Source organism: Nostoc sp. S13, assembly GCF_029379315.1.
GTDB lineage: Bacteria > Cyanobacteriota > Cyanobacteriia > Cyanobacteriales > Nostocaceae > Nostoc.
Genome location: NZ_JAQYWQ010000013.1, coordinates 23,089 through 41,777, shown reverse-complemented (window position 1 = coordinate 41,777; position 18,689 = coordinate 23,089). Strand labels below are relative to the sequence as shown.

Annotated in this window: 11 protein-coding genes, 1 tRNA gene and 2 pseudogenes; 6 read left to right on the top strand and 8 right to left on the bottom strand. The window is 41.3% G+C overall.

The genetic code is table 11. The features are described from left to right. Positions 1-224: 224 nt before the first annotated feature. Positions 225-1,274: a class 1 fructose-bisphosphatase gene (gene fbp, locus PUQ00_RS06865; protein WP_300414477.1), complete on the bottom strand. Its 1,050-nt coding sequence runs from the start codon at positions 1,272-1,274 to the stop codon at positions 225-227. A 312-nt stretch (positions 1,275-1,586) separates the two neighbouring features. Between fbp and PUQ00_RS06860 the strand changes: the two genes are divergently transcribed. From PUQ00_RS06860 to PUQ00_RS06845, 4 genes and pseudogenes are all read left to right on the top strand, one after another. Next, positions 1,587-1,658, top strand: a tRNA-Val gene (locus PUQ00_RS06860). 64 nt (positions 1,659-1,722) lie between these two features. Then, positions 1,723-2,361, top strand: a complete 639-nt coding sequence (locus PUQ00_RS06855) for a hypothetical protein (protein ID WP_300414475.1) — start codon at positions 1,723-1,725, stop codon at positions 2,359-2,361. A gap of 671 nt (positions 2,362-3,032) precedes the next feature. Further along, positions 3,033-5,201: a filamentous hemagglutinin N-terminal domain-containing protein gene (locus tag PUQ00_RS06850; protein WP_300414473.1), complete on the top strand. Its 2,169-nt coding sequence runs from the start codon at positions 3,033-3,035 to the stop codon at positions 5,199-5,201. 122 nt (positions 5,202-5,323) lie between these two features. Further along, positions 5,324-5,449: pseudogene (locus tag PUQ00_RS06845) on the top strand (Uma2 family endonuclease); the annotation flags it as partial. A 741-nt stretch (positions 5,450-6,190) separates the two neighbouring features. Here the strand turns inward: PUQ00_RS06845 and PUQ00_RS06840 are convergent. Both PUQ00_RS06840 and PUQ00_RS06835 read right to left on the bottom strand, forming a co-directional pair. Continuing rightward, positions 6,191-8,947, bottom strand: a complete 2,757-nt coding sequence (locus tag PUQ00_RS06840; protein ID WP_300414471.1) for a CHAT domain-containing protein — start codon at positions 8,945-8,947, stop codon at positions 6,191-6,193. A gap of 1,206 nt (positions 8,948-10,153) precedes the next feature. Then, positions 10,154-10,423 (bottom strand): annotated as a pseudogene (locus PUQ00_RS06835) (aldo/keto reductase); the annotation flags it as partial. Between the two features lie 79 nt (positions 10,424-10,502). On the opposite strand from PUQ00_RS06835, the gene PUQ00_RS06830 reads away from it, so the two are divergent. Further along, on the top strand, positions 10,503-11,102 hold the full coding sequence (locus PUQ00_RS06830; protein WP_300414469.1) for a DUF1802 family protein: 600 nt from the start codon (positions 10,503-10,505) through the stop codon (positions 11,100-11,102). Positions 11,103-11,198: 96 nt separating this feature from the next. Here the strand turns inward: PUQ00_RS06830 and PUQ00_RS06825 are convergent, their stop codons facing one another. The 3 genes from PUQ00_RS06825 to PUQ00_RS32730 all read right to left on the bottom strand — a co-directional run bounded on the left by PUQ00_RS06825 (position 11,199) and on the right by PUQ00_RS32730 (position 13,491). Beyond that, positions 11,199-12,395, bottom strand: coding sequence for a glycosyltransferase (locus tag PUQ00_RS06825; RefSeq protein ID WP_300414467.1), 1,197 nt, complete (start codon positions 12,393-12,395; stop codon positions 11,199-11,201). Positions 12,396-12,557: 162 nt separating this feature from the next. Continuing rightward, on the bottom strand, positions 12,558-12,914 hold the full coding sequence (locus PUQ00_RS32735; RefSeq protein ID WP_335029559.1) for a hypothetical protein: 357 nt from the start codon (positions 12,912-12,914) through the stop codon (positions 12,558-12,560). Between the two features lie 376 nt (positions 12,915-13,290). Beyond that, positions 13,291-13,491: a hypothetical protein gene (locus PUQ00_RS32730; protein ID WP_334741774.1), complete on the bottom strand. Its 201-nt coding sequence runs from the start codon at positions 13,489-13,491 to the stop codon at positions 13,291-13,293. An 850-nt stretch (positions 13,492-14,341) separates the two neighbouring features. On the opposite strand from PUQ00_RS32730, the gene PUQ00_RS06815 reads away from it, so the two are divergent. Continuing rightward, positions 14,342-14,605 carry a hypothetical protein gene (locus PUQ00_RS06815; RefSeq protein ID WP_300414465.1) on the top strand — a complete coding sequence of 88 codons (264 nt, stop codon included), beginning with the start codon at positions 14,342-14,344 and terminating at the stop codon, positions 14,603-14,605. 69 nt (positions 14,606-14,674) lie between these two features. Here the strand turns inward: PUQ00_RS06815 and ggt are convergent, their stop codons facing one another. Beyond that, on the bottom strand, positions 14,675-16,486 hold the full coding sequence (gene ggt, locus PUQ00_RS06810) for a gamma-glutamyltransferase (RefSeq protein ID WP_300414463.1): 1,812 nt from the start codon (positions 16,484-16,486) through the stop codon (positions 14,675-14,677). A 353-nt stretch (positions 16,487-16,839) separates the two neighbouring features. Beyond that, positions 16,840-18,237 carry a hypothetical protein gene (locus PUQ00_RS06805; RefSeq protein ID WP_300414462.1) on the bottom strand — a complete coding sequence of 466 codons (1,398 nt, stop codon included), beginning with the start codon at positions 18,235-18,237 and terminating at the stop codon, positions 16,840-16,842. Positions 18,238-18,689 lie beyond the last annotated feature (452 nt).

Sequence of the window (18,689 nt, the reverse complement as noted above, 5' to 3'; positions counted from 1 at the left end):
GGCCAGCTGAGATAATTTTTAATACATCTTCAAGAAGTGCTATTCTCCATTTCCAATCCTAAATCACCATGATTAACTTTTAATTAATGCCATAGGCTAGACGCATCCTTGATGCTTTTGTCACCGTCTTCTAATGCAGTATGGCAAAAATAACTATCGAGTTGAAAAAGCTTAAAAAGCTTGTAAATAAAGCTTTATTTTCTTTTGTCTTCTGCCTTGCGATACTAATGTCCGTTTTGAGTAAAAGACTCCACCTTTGCGACATCCTCTTTACTACCAATAATTAAAGGCGTGCGCTGATGCAGTTTTTTTGGCACCACATCCAAGATATCCATCAGTCCTGTGGTAGCACGACCGCCTGCTTGCTCGATCAAAAAGGCCAGAGGAGCGGTTTCATAAAGCAAGCGCAATTTCCCATCTGGGTTTTGAATTGTACCTGGGTAGAGAAACACGCCGCCTTGAACTAAAATTCTATGGATATCGCTCACCATTGCCCCGCTATAACGAGCGCTGTAGCCTTCTGTGCGATGAACGTAGCGGATGTATTCTCGAATCGATTCTTCCCACTGCCAGAAATTACCTTCGTTGACGCTGTAAACAGACCCGTGGTTAGGAATGCGGATATTTTCTTGTGTGAGAATAAACTCTCCTAAGCTGGGATCAAGGACAAAGGAATGAACGCCCTTACCTATAGTATAAACCAGCATTGTGCAGGGGCCATACAAGATATATCCAGCAGCGAGTTGCTTACGTCCGTTGGTGAGGAGGTCAGTTGCTTTGCGATCGCTATCAGTTCCTTCTTGTTGGCGAATGGCGAAAATGGAACCTAAGCTGAGATTGTTATCAGTGTTGGATGAGCCATCAATTGGATCATACAGCAGAGTATAGCGCCCAATGGGGCAATTTTCCGGGATGTAATAGGGATTTTCCATTTCCTCAGAAGCGAGGCGACAAACTAAGCCGCTTTGCTTAAACACTGAGATAAACACATCATTGGCATAGACATCCATCTTTTTGACGGATTCTCCTTGCACATTAACTTCCCCAGTAAATCCGAGAACGCCTTCCATTAAACCGGCGCGACTCATGCGACGAGCAACCAGTTTCCCGGCCAGGGCGATGCGATTCATCAGCGCACTTAAATCCTGTGCATCTGGCGAAAAACTCTGAAGTTGCTGTAAAACGTGACGGGATAAGGTTGTACAATCACGATCTAGGGCTTTGTCTGTAGCGTCGTAGCTAGACAAGTCTAAAGATTCTGGCGCTTTAGTCATTTTTGTGTTATTCGCAGCCACTAGCTGTTAGTTGGGTTTTAGTCATGTATGACAACTTATAGTTGCTGCTTCTATCTTAGAAAGGTAATTTGATAACTTAGATGCGACTTTAGATAAACTAAAGAAATGAATCAGGCGATCGCACTGAAACACTTTATCTAGCATAATTGGGACGGACAAGATGTCTATCCTACAAAATATTCATAAAATCTAGCTATATAAAGAGCAACAGCTAGCATTCAGGTTACACCTTGTTTAAATGTATTTTTGCAACCGTAAATCTGAGTAAGTTTTGATAATATTAAAAATATTGGGCGATTATCACAGGGGTAGCGCACATCCTTCACACGGATGGGGTCACTGGTTCAAATCCAGTATCGCCCACTTAAATACTAATTGTTAGTTAAGATCAACAGTGGAAACACTCATTTATCTGCGAGTAAGGAACGTGGCAATTATTCAAGGCACCTCTGGAAACGACTATCTAACTGGGACTGAAGGAGACAATCAAATATACGGCTATGGAGGTAATGACACTCTAATAGGCGGGTCGGGTGACAACTACTTAGATGGAGGAGATGGTGATGACATTCTCACTGGTGGTACAGGTAGAAATACCTTTGTCCTGAATTACTCAGGTGGCGGGATTGATACAATTACAAACTTCTCAGTTAATGATGATCATCTTGAAATTACTACTTCTCCTATCCCTTTTATTAGCAGTGTCACTGACGCCATCTCTAAAGGTTATAAAGACGATGACACTCTAATAGCTAGATCAGGTAATGATATTCTCACTGGTGGCAAGGATTATGACACCTTTGCTTCTATTAAATCTTCTGAAAATGCTATTAAATTTACTAAGTATACAACTGATGCTTTACAATCAACAAGAGTTTCGAGTGAGAGTGTGACACTTGCTCCTTTTATACCTATATCTGAATATAAAGCTCCTGCAATAATAGTTGGTGGGGGTATCGGATTACCTGATTATTTAAGCTATAACGAAAACACTGGTGCTCTATATTATCTTAGTCAGCAGTTAGCTTGGCTACCTCCTAACCTTCACTTTGGTAATTATTTTTAAGCTAATCGTCATTCATTTTTCCAGAATGATTCGCTTGTATTAAGCGGCTCTATCCCTGCTTTTATACAACTTAAATGCTCATTAGCTTAGGACTTACGCAGTGACAGAAAAGCCAAAATAGCAGGTATGATTTTCAAGGCTTCTAATTAGATTTTTCAATTACCTTTTTGCGATGCCTGTCTTTAAAAGTGACGCTCCTGCGTCGCTAAAAGTTTGCCTTTGGCGTTGCCGCAGGCATCAGTGGGAACCGACGCGATACACTTTTCGCTGTGGTTTTGCTAGTTTATGCAAGCAATAAAGGGTGATTTGTAAAAGGCTAAAACGACGTATTTAGGTTGATATACAGGATGATTCTTTGGTAAAGCGCCTAAGTTCTAAAATTTATCCAGTCACTACTGTCACAACAGCGGATTAGTAATCAAAAACCTAACCTTCCAGCAGAGTTACCTGGAGAGGGGTAGGGGCAAAGGTTCGCACAAGCATTACTAAGGAACGTGAATTAAATAAAATGCAAAACTTTATCTTGTATCTAGCTTCCCTCTCCTTTATAAGGAGAGGGATTGAGGGTGAGGTAAGCCAAGGACATAAATTGTATGTTATTTAATTCTTATTCCTAAAGTGGTGTTCTATCTTGCAATGAAGTAACTTTCAAGGGTTAGGAGACAAGTTCTGTGAGTTTAAGAAACTGGTTTGGTTATGGTTGTCACTTAAAGTTGTTGGGCTTGGTGATTCTAGTCGGTGCGATTGGAATAGAAGGAGGCGATCGCACATGCGCTCAGGTGACTCCTGATCCATCTGTGGGAACTCAAGTAAAGCGAATGGATAACACAACCTTGGATATTACAGGGGGTACAACCGTTGGCAATACAAATTTATTCCATAGTTTCAGCAACTTTAGTGTTAAAAGCAACGAGGTAGTCAATTTCAATAACGCCCCTACCATCAACAATATTTTGGTGCGAGTTACAGGGGGAAATCCCTCTGACATCCAGGGAACACTTCAAACTGAAGGTAAAGCTAATCTCTTTTTAATAAATCCCAACGGCATTATATTTGGAGGATATTGCCAATTAATTATTGGCGGTTCATTTATCGCAACAACAGCCAGTGCGATCCGGTTTCCAGGTGGTGGAGAATTTTCTATGATTTCACCCGTCAATCCGCTTAACCCCTTGCTGAGAGTGAATCCTTCTGCATTTCTATTCAATCAAATTCTATCCCAGCCTATTAAAGTCAATGAAGCAACTCTATCCGTTCTTGAGAGTCAGAGTTTAGTGCTATTGGGAGGCGATGTGAATTTAGAAGGAGCGTTCATGTCTGCTCCAGATGGTCGAGTCGAATTAGGAGGATTGGCAGGAGTAGGAGCGGTAGGGTTGAACATTGATAACAACAATTTCCGCTTAAGTTTTCCTGATAGTGTAGCGCGAGCAGATGTATCTCTTACCAATCATGCAGCAGTAGATGCTAGTGGTGAAGGCGGTGGTAGTATTCAGGTACAAGGCAAGCGCGTTACACTCGCCGATGGTTCATATATTGCGGTTGATACCCTAGTCTCAAAATCGGGAGGAGTATTAGTGGTGAACGCATCCGAGTTAGTAGAACTCTTGGGAGGAAGCAGTCTGTCAACTGAGACAACAAGAACTGCAACTGCCGGAGAATTAAGGATTGAAACTGGGCGGTTGATTGTTCAAGATGGCTCGCAGGTTAGAGCTTCCACTAGTAACCAGGGACAGGGAGGAACGTTGTCTGTAACTGCGGACTCTATCCAACTCATTGGAACTTTGCCAGGAGATGATTATCCCAGTGGCTTGTTTACTGTAACACAAGGCGCTGGAAATGCCGGAGAATTGAAGATTAAAACTGGGCAGTTGATTGTTCAAGATGGGGCGGAGGTTTCAGCTTCCACTTATAAAGAGTCTACTGGAAATGGGGGAAGCATCATAGTTAAGGCTAAAGAATTAAATGTCTTAAATAACGGTGAGATAACTGTGAGCAGTCAAGGCACAAAAAAGGCAGGTGATTTAGAAATCACTGCTCGTTCTATCAATTTGGATAATGGCCAGCTCAGTGGTCAAGCTAACTCCGGTAATGGTGGCAATATTGATTTGAACCTACGAGACTTATTGCTACTGCGCCGCAACAGTCAGATTTCTACCTCAGCAGGCACTGATGGGGCTGGTGGAGATGGCGGTAAGATCACCATTAGTGCCCCTGACGGCTTCATCGTCGCTAAACCAAATGAAAACAGCGACATCACCGCCAATGCTTACAATGGTAAAGGGGGAACAGTCACAATCAAGGCTACTAAGATTTTTGGAATTGCGTCACTAACTAGCGAAGACCTTAAAAGGTTGCGCCCTAATGATTCAGACCCGGGTAAACTTCAGACAAATGATATTACGGCAATTTCTCAAATAAGTCCTAATTTAAGCGGCATTGTAAAAATTAACACCCTTGATGTTGACCCCTATCGAGGATTATTAATTAATTTACCAGCCGTACCTGTTAATACTAAAGTGTCGCAAGTCTGTCAAGCGGGTACAGCACAAAATAAGAGCAGTTTTACGATCACTGGACGTGGCGGTTTACCCCGCAATCCCTATGATCTTCTTTCTCCTAATGCAGTTCTGGTTGATTGGGTAACTCTCGACCCAAGGAATGAAAACCACATTAGTACAGATGTTTCTACTCAGGCAACTAGGCCGACATCAGCGCCGATTGTGGAAGCGCAAGGGTGGGTGAGAAATGCAAAAGGAGAGATTGTACTAATAGCTGATGCGCCCACAACCACGCTTCATAGTTCGTGGGAGAAACCAGCTAATTGCCGTAATGATTTTTAGATTTTAGATTGCGGAGTGGGTAGTTGCTCTATTACCATTCTTGAAAATAATCGTTTTTGGTTTTTCCCTGCCTCTTGTCAACTCAGCATCTGCCAAACGATCGCTATCAGCGATATAGCCAATTTCCCTTAGTTAATGGTGAATATATTTTATAACCAGGCGATAAAATCTGGATGCCGGAAATTGGTTTAGGTCTTGGACGTGAACGGGAAACTTACCAAATAATCACGCGAGAATGGTTGTATTGGTTAGGACTTAGGCATTGACAGGAAAAATTAAATATGTAGTATGGATTTCAACCATTGAACCTAGATTTTTCGACACTTTTTAGGCGATGCCTACGGCGGGCTGCGCCTACGCTATTTATCAAAGGATGATTTCTAAAAGCCTGAAACGACGTATTCTGCTTGATGCACAAGATAATAAATTTGTACAGTGCGAAAGTCCTAGAAAAAAATCATGATTTTAAGAAAAAAATCATGATTTTAAGAAAAAAATCGTGACTTTAAGAAAAAAATCGTGACTTTAAGAAAAAAATCATGATTTTAAGAAAAAAATCGTGATTTTAAGAAAAAAATCGTGATTTTAAGGCGCAAAGTTTAGATATAAGACGTAAAGAGTTGAAAAAAGAACGCTAGGGCATATAAAATCGAAAATATGCCGATAAATCTCAATTTTTTAACTTAATTGCCATAACGCACCGCAAGACTACGAAACTTAAAAAGGAAGATGTCAAGACACCTTGCGGTATTGCATCGGTGTTGTCTCAGAACAACCACAGCAACATCAGCAGACAAATCATTGAGTACTGCATAATAAAATCCGGCATTGCTGAATCCAGAGATGATTCTTGTACCTCACTCAACTGAGAACCGCTATATTCTTTATCAGGGTGAGATTAAGCTGTATCTGATTCTTATTAGGAAACGCTATATTTGTACGCAAACGTAAAACCGTGAATTTCTCTAACGATCGCCCCAGTCTCAAAATTACAACCAATTGCCAATCAACACATAGGCAGACCAAAAGCTTGGTGCTTTGTAGTTAGGATGTTTCAGCAGTTGTAGCTGGGCACGGTGGATAGCTTCGGCTTTGGATATATTGCCATTCTTGAGTTCTCGATAGAAGGCACTAACAAACATTGCCGTCGATTCATCATCAATCTGCCATAGGGAGGCGATGGTACTGCGTGCCCCAGCTCGTACAGCCGCTCCTGCTAGACCAAGTGCTGCACGGCTGTCTCCTGCTGCTGTCTGACAAGCACTCAAAACTAATAGTTCTACTATGGTTTTATCCTGACTGCGGAAGAGAGTATCAAAATCCTTGACATTGATCTCACCATCAAAATCTAAAATAAAAGTGTCTTCAAGGCGGGAACTAAACTGACCGTGGGTTGCTAAATGTACTATGTTAAATGAAGCAGCACCAATTTCCCTCACTAAATTCTTTTTCTTAAAATCGACATCTAGTAAGCTAGTTGTCGAGACTCCTGCTTTGGTAATGCCCTCGAATTCAGATTTGATCCCCAGTAATGGTGGAAAATTGGAAAACCCTGGCGGTGGCTGAGTTAATCCTGCGGTTAGCGCTCTTAGCTGCTGTTTTACTAGCGGTTTGGGGTCGAGGAGTTGCAGACCCACACTCAGAGCGATCGCATATTTCTCTACTAAATATTGCTTACCATCATAGAGAGCTGCCATTGGTAAATTGCGTAATGGCCCATCCAGGACGAACACTAGGGTATCTACGCCACTTTTTTGTAATTGTGACTCAATGGGTTTGAGCAGCCAGTTGTAAACTTCGTGTGAGTGAGTTTGGACGGCTTTGGTAGCGGTGGGATTAACAAGATTTTTTCGCAGTTCTACTAAGAGTTTCTCTACTTCTGTGTGGGAAATCTGAGTAGTGTAGTTTTGCAGGGGTTGTTTGGGAATTTTGACAATTACCTGGAGTTCGTTAGGAAGAATAATCGGATAAAGGATGGCAGCCGTGGGATTATCTTTGTCTACTACTTGATCGAGGGCTACTCTTTGACCTTGTAGGCAAGCTTCGCGGAAGAAGTCGTCCAATTCTGCTAGTTGGAGTGCTTCAATCCTCTGGCGTACTTTCTCCAATATTTTTTCATCTGATTTTCCTTCTTGGGATTTCAGCAGTAACTCTACTGACTGTCGGTAGATGGGTTCTACGCTGTCCCGGAAGTTAAATTGCACATCTTGGTTGACTATATCTTTATTGACTACTAAATCTTTGCGAAGAGACTGAAGAGTTTCCACAGCAGCATCATATGCCGCGATCGCCCCATTAATATCTTTTTGTGCCGAGAGCAATCTACCTAACTGCCACTCTAATATATAGGTAATTTCTGGTGCATTGCTGCTCTGTGCCAAAGCTAATCCTTGCCGGGTAAGGTCTTGGGCCTCTGACCACTGTCCAGTTTCTTCGTACAAGCCGCCTAAACTCTTCAGAGCATAGGCTTGTGCCCGATTGTCCCCTAAACTGCGGGATTGCTGGATGGCCCTGGCGAGTAATAGTGCTGAGTCTTTTGTACTGAATATTGAGTAGTAATTCTGACTTCTTGCTTGCAATACACCACTCTTGACTTTTGTTAGATTTTGTGAAAAATTAACCTGGGCGTAAATACTAGCACGGCTGAGGGGGAGTTGGTCGAGTTGGGACTCAATCAACGGCAAGAGAGTTTGAACCTTTGCCCATTGTTGATCTTCAATGATTAGACCGAGGTGATTCAGTTGCGCTTGGACTTTTGTCAGAGGTGAGGGAGATGCTTGGACTGTTTGTTGATAATAGGCGATCGCCTTTGCTTTGTCTTGTTGTTTACGGGCATTATTTCCCAGGCTAAACAGACTAGCCCCAATATCAGCGTTTGATTGCAGGTTTCGAGCAATCTTCAGACTTTCTTCTAGCACCTGGCGTGACTTTTCCAAATCGCCCAATACCAAAAGGGCATCACCGAGCGATCGCAAACTCACTGTTTTTTCTATAGAGTCTGATTGAGATTTTAACGTCTGACTAACCTGATCGAGTGTTTTGACAGACCGAGGGTAAAATCCTTGGGTTCGCCACGCCTGTGCTTGATTGATTAGCGATCGCACCACGCCACTTTTATTATCTAGTTCCTTGTAAATTTCTTCTGTCTGCCGCCAAGTTGCTAAAGCCGCCTCCGTCCGTCCCATTGTCAGTTGCAGACGACCTTGAATATCCAGTGATTGGGCAAATATTTGCAGATTTTGGTTTTCATCTTGTCCTTTGAGCAAATTTAAGCTCTCTGTAATTGCCTGCTGTGCCTGATTCCATGCACCGAGTTGCTGGTAAGCTAGGGAAAGATTACTTAATGTCGCTGCCAGTCTGAGGCTCTCCCCTTGCTGCTTATATCTTTGGACAGCCTGTTGTAACACTTCTACAGCCTTAGCAAAGTTTCCAGTATTATATAAAACTTTGCCCTGTTGTAGTAGTGAGGCGGGTTCAACGGCCACAGCTAGCGACATCAAACTGTTAATTGGTAGTTGGGATGAGGAATTATTTGAGCCAGAAACTTTTGCCAGCACGGGTGAACTAAGGGTGCATAGCAAAGCGATCAGGAAGTACAAAGGTAAACGTAAAAACTGAGCCAGCCTGGTTTTCTCCCAACCCGAAGCAGCGTCTTCAAGAGTTGGGGAACCACGCCCTAGCTGCTTTTGCCTTTTAACTTTTAGAGAATTCGCGCCAAAAATCTTAGTTGTTTTAGTCATAAGCATCGTCAGAAGTAAGCAATAACCAGAAATGCACAGGATTAACCGTAGATGTTTAGGCTACCAGGGTAATGTTAGCATTCGCATCCATTACTCATGCCTGAGCTTCCACAATTTTATTTTTGGTGGTTTCGATGAGGTTTTACTGTCTAAATCTCTACTTACTTACCTCAATTGTGACAGTTGAAGATGAAATTAGTTTTGTCAATAGTAATTACGCTGCAAATTAACGCAGTCAGTGGGTATGGAATTAAATACTGTATTGACCTTGTGGGTCAGAATAAGTGATGCTTTTTTTGATGACGCGATACCTGCTTTGAACGTAGCGATCGCTACGTCCAAAATAGTGTATTCCACCCCTGTTTTTGAGAAGATTTTGAGCAATATTACTTATTTACAAATAGTTCCATTCTTAATCTGTCAAGGATGGAACTTATGCCATTTTTGGCGAAGGTATTATAAATTAGAGAATACTTATTTCACCCATGAGAGTCTGTTAGTTTAATCTCATTTTGGTTGTACTTCACCAATTGAACAAGCTCTTTTTTTACACCAATTCGCAATTCGCAATTCGCAATTCGCAATTACGTTTTGTGACGGGGATTTTAATTAGGCATCAAAACATGCTGCCACAAGAGGCAGGGGAATTAAACTGAACATACTTTGTTAATTGCGGCACTTCCTGCCGTAGTGAGAAAAATTATATCACTATAAAATACCAAAAACCTAGTCGAGGTTGACTAGGTTTTATCGAGTTCACAAGTTTCAAATTGTTAAACTAATTAAGTAATTGAAAGTTAATAACTAGGGTGGATTAAACAACTAACAAACTCAGCATACTTGCGTTTTTCCCCTTTGGGATTTGGCTTTGCCTTCTACGTTAGGCTTTTTACCACTTCTATATTTGATTCTGCTGAAATTTGCTTGGGCTGATGACAGGGGACACTCAGTCATTTTCCCTTTTAGTTTGATTTTCTTTTATTTGGTGTCCTATTATTTAAATTATCACTTAGTTTATGAATTGCAACTTTTGGTTTACTAAAGTTGACCTTTTGTTAGATTTTGTAATCTACCTCTATAAATTTGATCCCCAACTATTTTTTTAAGAGAGTTGAAGGGATCTTTGAGAGTTAAACATGGCTAACTAAACAGCATTGTCACCAATTCCACATAATTTGACTGTTATCAAGATGGTCGGTGACACTACGTCTAATACTTGAGATGGTTAGCGAAAACTTTCGTTGCATACTCCACGCGAGTTCGCACATCAGATAAAGCTTCAGCGACAATTCGCTCAGAGTGTCCTTCACCATAAACTTCGGCAGTATCAATTGTCGTGATCCCAGCTTCAAATGCCGCTCAGATCGTTTTAATCGAGTCAGCATCTTCAATTCCCACCCACATTCTTTTACCTGCTTGTCAAGTTCCCATAAGGATAGGTGTGATTTTGACATCAGAAGTACCTAGACATCGCTTTTCCATAATTGCTTCCTAATTCACTTCCTTGGACAGGTGCATACTTTATCGGTTTAAGATTGAAATTAAATCAGAGTTACAGTAGATGCTGATGGAATTGACTACAACTTTTCATGCTCTCAAAGAATGGGCAGTCGCCGTAAATGCTTTAGAAGACGGTAAAACAATTATGTTGCTCCGCAAAGGCGGTATCCATGAACGAAATGGACATTTCCAAGTTGCCCACAAGGAAATTTTGCTTTATCCTACTTATGAACATCAGCAAGCTTTCATGCTGAAATCTGAGTATGCTAATAGTGTCTATCCAGTTACATCAGGTTGGCATCCAGAGACAGTTCGCATCGGCAGTTGGGCTGAAATTACCGATGTTTTGCCAGTGAGTGACGAGTCTATTGTCAACACTTTACTTCCCTTCCATATTTGGAACGAGCATTTTATTAGCGATCGCCTCAAATGGAAACCACGTCAACCCCTTTATATTCTCCTGCTGCGGACATATAAACTATCTCAAGAGCAAGAAATTCCCTATTACGCCAAATACGCTGGGTGTAAGTCATGGATTGATTTAGATCAACCAATGCAGTTGCAAGCAGCAAAACCAGTTTTATCTAACTTTGCATACACAGAAATAGTAGAGACAATTCGTGGCATTGTCGGTGATAAGTTGTATGCTCCATCTTTTTAATAACCCAAGTTGCTGGCTAGAACCCCAACTTATTCAAGAAGTCGGGGTTCTAAAGGGCGATCGCTACATATTTCCCACTACCAATTACTGAAATATCTAACGATATTGACTAATCAGCCTTGATGTACCACTACTACGAAGAATATCGCACCAGAAGTCTCGCGTACTTTCCCAGTTTTTGGGTAAAACTGGTTCAGTTTGCTGTCCTGACAATAATGCTATCCAAGACTTACAAATAGCTTCTGTTCCGAATTTATTTCTGACGAATTCTCCAGCTAATTTACCATTTTCTAGCACTAATTCATTATGGGCTAAACCATTGATAATTAGTTTGCTGAGAGCTTCAGTAGATTGCTCATTAGCTAATGATTTGAACTTACCACGATAGACAGTTTCTTTAAGTCCACCCTCTGCTAATGAAAATACTGTGCGATCGCACGCCTGGGCATCTACTGCTGCTACACAAAATGTTTCAATTATACTTTTGTTCCAAGAAGGATTAACAATCACAGCCCAAGATTTGCCTATTGCTTTCTGTAATGACTCAGGTGATAAAGCACCAAGGAAATCAGGCTGGTATTTCTCTGGTAAAGTCTTTAACCAAGGCTGAATATAGTTATTTTCAAACTCGGATGAGGCGACTCCTAAACTACCTTGTTGAAATTTAGACCCTTGGTGTAGACTCAGACTACCAGCAACCGCTAATTCCAAGTTTACTTCTTGTTGGACTAGATGAGACCACACTTGCATCAATTCTACAAAACCCTTGCTGGGTGTGACAGCTCCCACAAATAGTAATATTGATACTTGCTGTTCTAAAGTTGGTTTAAACGCAGGGCAGTAAGAATTATAAACTACATTTACTTTTCGTGCCCACTGTGGTACAGCCCTGTAAACATTAGCATGAGAAATTGAAGGGCAAATAATCCGATTACCACCCTTGTTTAAAAAACTACTCACAAAAGACCAAGATGTTCTGTTTTGCAGCCAAAGAAATGTTTTACTTAAAGACTGATTTCCAAAAGTAAGTTCATTACCATTCCAGTGAGATTGGTGTACTACTAAGTTGTCAAATTTACCAGCATCTACCAAATCATGCTTCACACAGGTTAATTTTGTACTCTCAATTTCAACCGCACTGCTAAGAGTAACATCAATCCCTGCATCACTCAGCATACCAGCCATGCGGATAATTGCCCCATCAGTACCAGAACAGGAAGCAGTACCGTCCAAAACACTATCAATGCTATTAAATTTTTGATGGTTGCGTGGTAGCGAAACTAAAATTTTCACAATCGGTTCTCCTGGTATAAACTTATATTTAATTTTCTTGAGAATATTTTCACAATAATATAAATGCCGATCATTATGGGCAGACTTGTGAGATGCTGATTTTAATTTTTTTCACAGTTTTATTGAATAATCTATTGGTTTTTGCAATCAAACTAGGTGGTTTTAGTCGTGTTGTTTTTTTTCTGGTTGTTTGAGAAAAGGATACTGTAAAAATTTGTCTCGATAGCGAATATTAATATCTTGTCCTTGACATAAGCGCGTGAAATCTCTAGAAGAATAGCTCATGTAATGAAGACGATAAATGGGTTTTAATCCATCTTGGTTGTAAAGAACATTATTAATATTCACAAAGGGATCTGCATTAGCACAGTTACCAGTTCTATCTGCACCATTAGGGCTAAGTGTGAAGTTGAAAAGTGAGCGATCGGATCTTAATGTCATGTAGTTGAACAAAAAAGCATCATCCCACCATTTGCGTACCGATTGAATTTCATCCTCTTCAATTAACAAATTCTTCAAAGATTCCAACTCCGACGGAGCAAAAATACATTTTTTAGCTCCAAATAAGCTAAAAAATGCAGTTTAGCAAGTACATCCTCCTCTTTAAACAAATCAGTCTTTTCTATAATAGATAAATTCAAAGCTGCATTTTATATGGATTTTTATGCTCCCAATCATCAAAGATAAAGTCGTAGCTATCAAGTTGATCTAATAGATTAGCTAGGGGTTTCATTGCTAAACTATCAGCATCATAGAACACGAACTTTTCAAATTCCCCATCAAAAGCGCAAAGCTTTCTTAATAAGGGCCTAAAATACCAATAATTGCGAGATAAATGCCCTTGTTTTGCTGCTGGATGTACAGCCCAAAGTTCATTGGCAAAATTATCCCACCGTTAAATAGATTCCCTATTTTCAAACAGGTTGACATTTTTTCTAGATTTAATTTCCTGGTTGACCTTTTCTAATTGGTCATTATAAGGAATAACACATACAGGAATGTTTTGGCTAACATTGATCTCAATGCTATTTAGTAAGGCAACTAACTGGTAAAATACAGCATCATTCGCAAGGGTGTAAATACCGACTGCTTTCATTTTGCTAAATCCTACTTGACTGACAAAATTACTTATGATGTTTATATTTTCCGATATACTTCTAAATAAAAGCAACAAGTTCACTGTAAATATACGGTAAATTAATCAGATTTTGCAATAATTGCGTTCAAGTTGTAAGTAGTCGAACAGAATTAATTACACAATCTCATTGAGAATGAAGCGTTCGCAGTAGCGTCTCGTAGAGAAGCGTAATGTTCGCCTTTGGCGTTCCCGCAGGGTAGCAATCACAAGGGTTGGGATTGCTTCATTACGCTCGCAAACAAAAACTATAAATATTTTTGTTCATCTATTTACATTCTTTGATTAAGACTGTCATTAGTCATTTGTCCTTTGTAAATACTTTTGACTAATGACAAACAGAGAAATCTGAGCAGAGGCTTCTGGCATTGGCGCATCCAGCTGTAGGCATCAAAACTTCGGGGACAAGCAGATGAAGTAATTGTGCAATCTAGATATGTTTTAGCTTAGTGTTTAATCAACCGAACTTTACAAGTAATTTCCAAAATCTGCGCTTATGTATCTAAGCAGAAAAACAAATAGTTTGATTGCAAACTCCAGTCAAAATAGTAGTTATTGTTACACACAAACAGAAAAAGCGCGGATAACATTAGAAAAATCTTCCCTAGCAAAGAAGTGAGGGAAAGCTGTTCATCTTTGTATCCTACTAGCAGCTTTCTCAAGTATGACTTGTTAAGCAAGTATCCCGTAGTGGATAGAACTTAATTACACTTTGTCTAAAGTATTAGGCAAAAAATTACCCTCAAGAGTAAGAAATAGCTTGACAAAAGTCTGCTATTATGCGTTATTAGCTAGAGCAAAGGAGTTTGCAATGCATCGACAAATGTGCTGGTTATCTAAGTCTGGTGGCGATGGAGAGAAAATTTTGTATTTGCAGACAGAACCCAATCAACCTTGGCGTCCCTACACAGCTTTTGGACATTTTGCAGTTCCAGATTATAAAATACAAGGCGGTTCCAAAGGTTGGGCAACTTATCAAAAACTTCTCAAAGCAGGTTGGACACTAGTACCTAGCACACGGGCAAACGAGTTTGGCAGCAGCAGCTACGCAGAGTCAACAGTCCAAAATCAATAGTCATTGGGCATTGGGTATTGGGTATTGGGCATTGGGCATTAGTTATTTTTCTCATCCCCCTCATCCCCCTCACCACCCTTTGGGGGAACCTTCACCGCGAGGATCAGCCGCCCCTTCTAGATTTCCATCGGGTGTGACAGCGATCGCATTACCATTACCCCAAGGAGGAGTTTCCTTAATTTTATGCCCTCGATGGCGTAATTCTTGCATAGTCAGAGCATCCAAACCCCAGGATTCGACGCGCAACTCATCGGGAAGCCACTGATGATGTATGCGTGGAACAGAAACAGCTGCACCAACATCCATGTTGTATTCCAGCACATTCAGGATCACTTGCAAAACCTGGGTGATGATGGTGCTACCACCAGGCGCACCTGCTGCCATGCGGAAATGACCATTTTCTGTAACAATTGTTGGAGTCATGCTCGATAGGGGAGTTTTACGGGGTGCAATGCTGTTGGCATCATTACCAACCAAACCAAAAGCATTAGGTACTCCTGGCGCAGAAGCAAAATCATCCATCTCATTGTTGAGGACAATTCCAGTTCCCGGTGTCACCACACCAGCACCAAAAATGAGATTAACCGTGAAAGTCAGACTCACGGCGTTGCGTTCTTCATCCACAACACTAAGATGACTGGTTTGGGGAGATTCATGCCGAGTCGCGTGCAATTTGAGAGATTGCTCAGATAAGGGGATGATATTTTCTCCCCATTTCTGATTATTGGCTTGACTAAAACGTTGTAGCGTCTGTTTATCTACTGGCTTGACTTCAGTCGAAGGTCTAGCCACTTGCATATTAATTTCTTGACGGCGTTTTTTGGCGTAAGCTGGACTGAGCAGTTCTTGTACAGGGACTTTGACAAAATCTGGATCGCCTAAATATTGGGAGCGATCGGCGTAAGCAATCTTCATTGCTTCTACCATTAAATGTATCGCGTCAGGATGATGCCATCCTAAAGATTTTAAATCAGTGTCACCGATAATATTTAAAATCTGCAATAGATGAACGCCTCCTGATGATGGTGGAGGCATTGAACAAATTTTAGCTTTGCGAAAGTTCCCACAAACGGGAGTGCGCCAGATTGGTTTATAGGCTTTGAGGTCTTCTAGAGTAATTAAACCACCATTTTTTACCATATCAGAAGCGATCGCCCGAGCAATACTTCCGGTGTAAAAACTTTGGGGATTTTGGGCAATTGCCGTTAAAGTACGTGCCAAATCACGCTGCACTAGCTTCTCCCCTGGTTGATAAAATTCGCCGTTGCGAGTGAAAATTTCTCGCCCTGCTGGATTGTTAAGAATTGCTTGCTTACGGGATTGGTTTGTTTGCAGAGAACGCCAAGTTGCGACATCACCCAGAATGAAGCCATATGCAGCGAGTGCGATCGCCGGTTTCATCACCTCTTGCCAAGAAAGCTTACCATAGCGACGATGCACTTCATAAAGTCCCGCCACAGTTCCTGGTGTCCCTACTGCCAAATAACCATTAATACTTGCATTCGGACGCACCTTTCCTTCTGCGTCTAGATACATATTTCTTGTGGCTTTCAGGGGTGCGCGTTCGCGGAAATCTAGCGCTTTAATCTCGCCAGTTTTCTCAGAGTGCATCAGCAAAAATCCGCCGCCACCGATTCCCGCAGAAAAAGGTTCGACTACGGAGATTGCAAAGGTTGTGGCTACGGCTGCATCCACTGCATTACCACCCTTGCGTAACATTGCAATTCCCGCTTCACTTGCTAGGGGATGGGCTGAAACCACCATTCCCTTTTTGCTGCGTAGGGGTAAAGTCAAGGCGGCTGATGCAATTTGGCTGTAAAGTAAGAGGGTAAGGGAAAAGATTGCGTAGGCAACCCGCTTAGGTTTGATAACAGTAAGCATTTTGATGGTATTTTGTTTGATATTTCTTAGCCTACCCTTTAGGTGTCTATTTGATAGACATTTTTATTGAAACAGAATTCAGGAGTCAGTCGTCAGGAGAACGGATTTAAGACCCTTACAAAATTTACGATTTTGTGGTTTTCAAGATGCTCAATGACTCGCTAACATCTTGATTCTGAATTCTGAATTCTGGATTCTGGATTCTTCTTCAATATTAGACCTATCCACAAATAAACCTCAAAATAGCTGAAACCCTTACATAGCTGACTTTTTAGCTTATATAAAACAGGAACCTCTAAAACCCTCTCCAGAGCTAGGTTTCAGCCAAATAAAGTTCTCATTTCCGGATAAGTCTATTGGTCTTTTGGGGGCAAACTATACCAGCCATACCAGTGACGAACTGCTAGCCAGACGGCTGAAAGAAAACCTGCTAGGCTGAGGATGAGGCCGCTCAACGGTACTAATAATCCAAAGATCGGTAATACTGCTCCAGCAATAGTGGCGATAATCGCAGCCAGGGAAGCACTGCGGCTTGCTCCCAATCCCCATGTTAAAATTAGTAAGATGATCGAAATTAAAGTCCAAGCCAACTGAGCATTTATAACGCGAGCTAGATAGGTCAAAATCAACAGACAAGCAAAGAAAATACTACCAGCGATCGCAATATTTCTGAAACTCATTGGTAGTGAAAAATATAACAATAATATCCACCACAAAAATATTGTTGGTGCTAGTAATAAAAGCCGGGGAATGACACCAGTGTGACGAATGGGGTCGGTGTTGGTAAACACTCCAAATGGATTTTTGACTGAAACATTATCGTCAAATATCCAAGTAAACTCAGTACTGCGTCCGTCAACTTTAATCTTATTAGGTACAACACCACTAGCAAAATCAGCTGGAGCAAAGTTGGCAATTGCTGTGAGGCTAAAATTAGAAAGCAACTGTCCTGCTGCGCTATAAACCCAGCGAGGCCCTCCTTGAGCTTGATAGGTGACTCGAAAGGTGGTTTGTTCCCCTGGTTGCAGCTGGAAGGGAAAACCATAATCTCCTGGATTGGTTTGTTGTAACCTAGTACCGTCACGCTCGACTTTGTAGCTAGCAAGCAACGTGTAGCCGTTAGGCGGCCGTGTTTCAAAAAAGAAATTATTAATATCCTTGAGTTGGTTAACTATTTTATAATCAGCAGTGTAATCCACCCGATAAATTGAACTGCGACCTGGAACATCTACGCTTTGGTCAAGCTTGACTTGAATTTGCGAACCACCCAACGTCAAGAAGCGGTTGATTTCTCGCGTATCATTAACCTTGACAATCTTGCCATTCACTTGGGTGTTATATGAGTATGGCTCTTGAATAGAGTAGCGCACTTGCGGGGCAGATTGTTCGAGCTTTTCACCTGCGACACTTTCGGCCACTTGAGCCACCCTTGCTTGTTCCCAGTAGTGATAGCGATTGCTTAAAGTTGAACAGAGAAAAAATCCAGGTACTAACAGAATTAATACTAGAGTTAAATGCTGTAATCCCCGTAGCAGTTGGGAATAACGAACAACCCATTCGCCAATGATTATCAGTTGTTCCGGCTGGTTGCGACGTAGAGAAAAACTTACTAGAGCGATCGCAACTCCCAAAGCTACGACCAAAAATACTAATAATAGTGAAGCTTTGACCGCCTGGGTTCCAAATTGGACAAGCTCAATCGGATGCGTCAAATCGGGTAATCCGGGAATACCTTGAGCAGAAGATGACATTGGTTGATTTTTGCAGAATTTAGAGAACCAGACCAATAAAATCTCTTAAAGGTTTCTGGAAAACAGTTTTATTTTATACGCAGATAGTTTCAAGAAGTGCTGGTGCGTAGCTTGCCCTACTTCGGTCTGTGTTACCACCGTAGTATCGCTCTGACCCGGAATTGCTTAACTGCAACTTGGTATAAACATTAAAAGCCCGGTCATGAAGACCGAGCTTTTAAAGAGAAACAATGGGGCTATATTCCCCGAGGCTTAGTTATAGAGGTTCAGTATAATATCGATGCTTTGATATGTACTACCACCCCGTTGTGATCGATTCCGGAAAATTCGCAAAGAATTTTTGAGTAGCTTTGCTTTATCTCCCAAAATACACTCAGGGACTGGCAACATCAACGTGTAAGATTTAAAAATATTGATTTTCCGGCTTTTGCTGATGAATAATGCATTTGGTA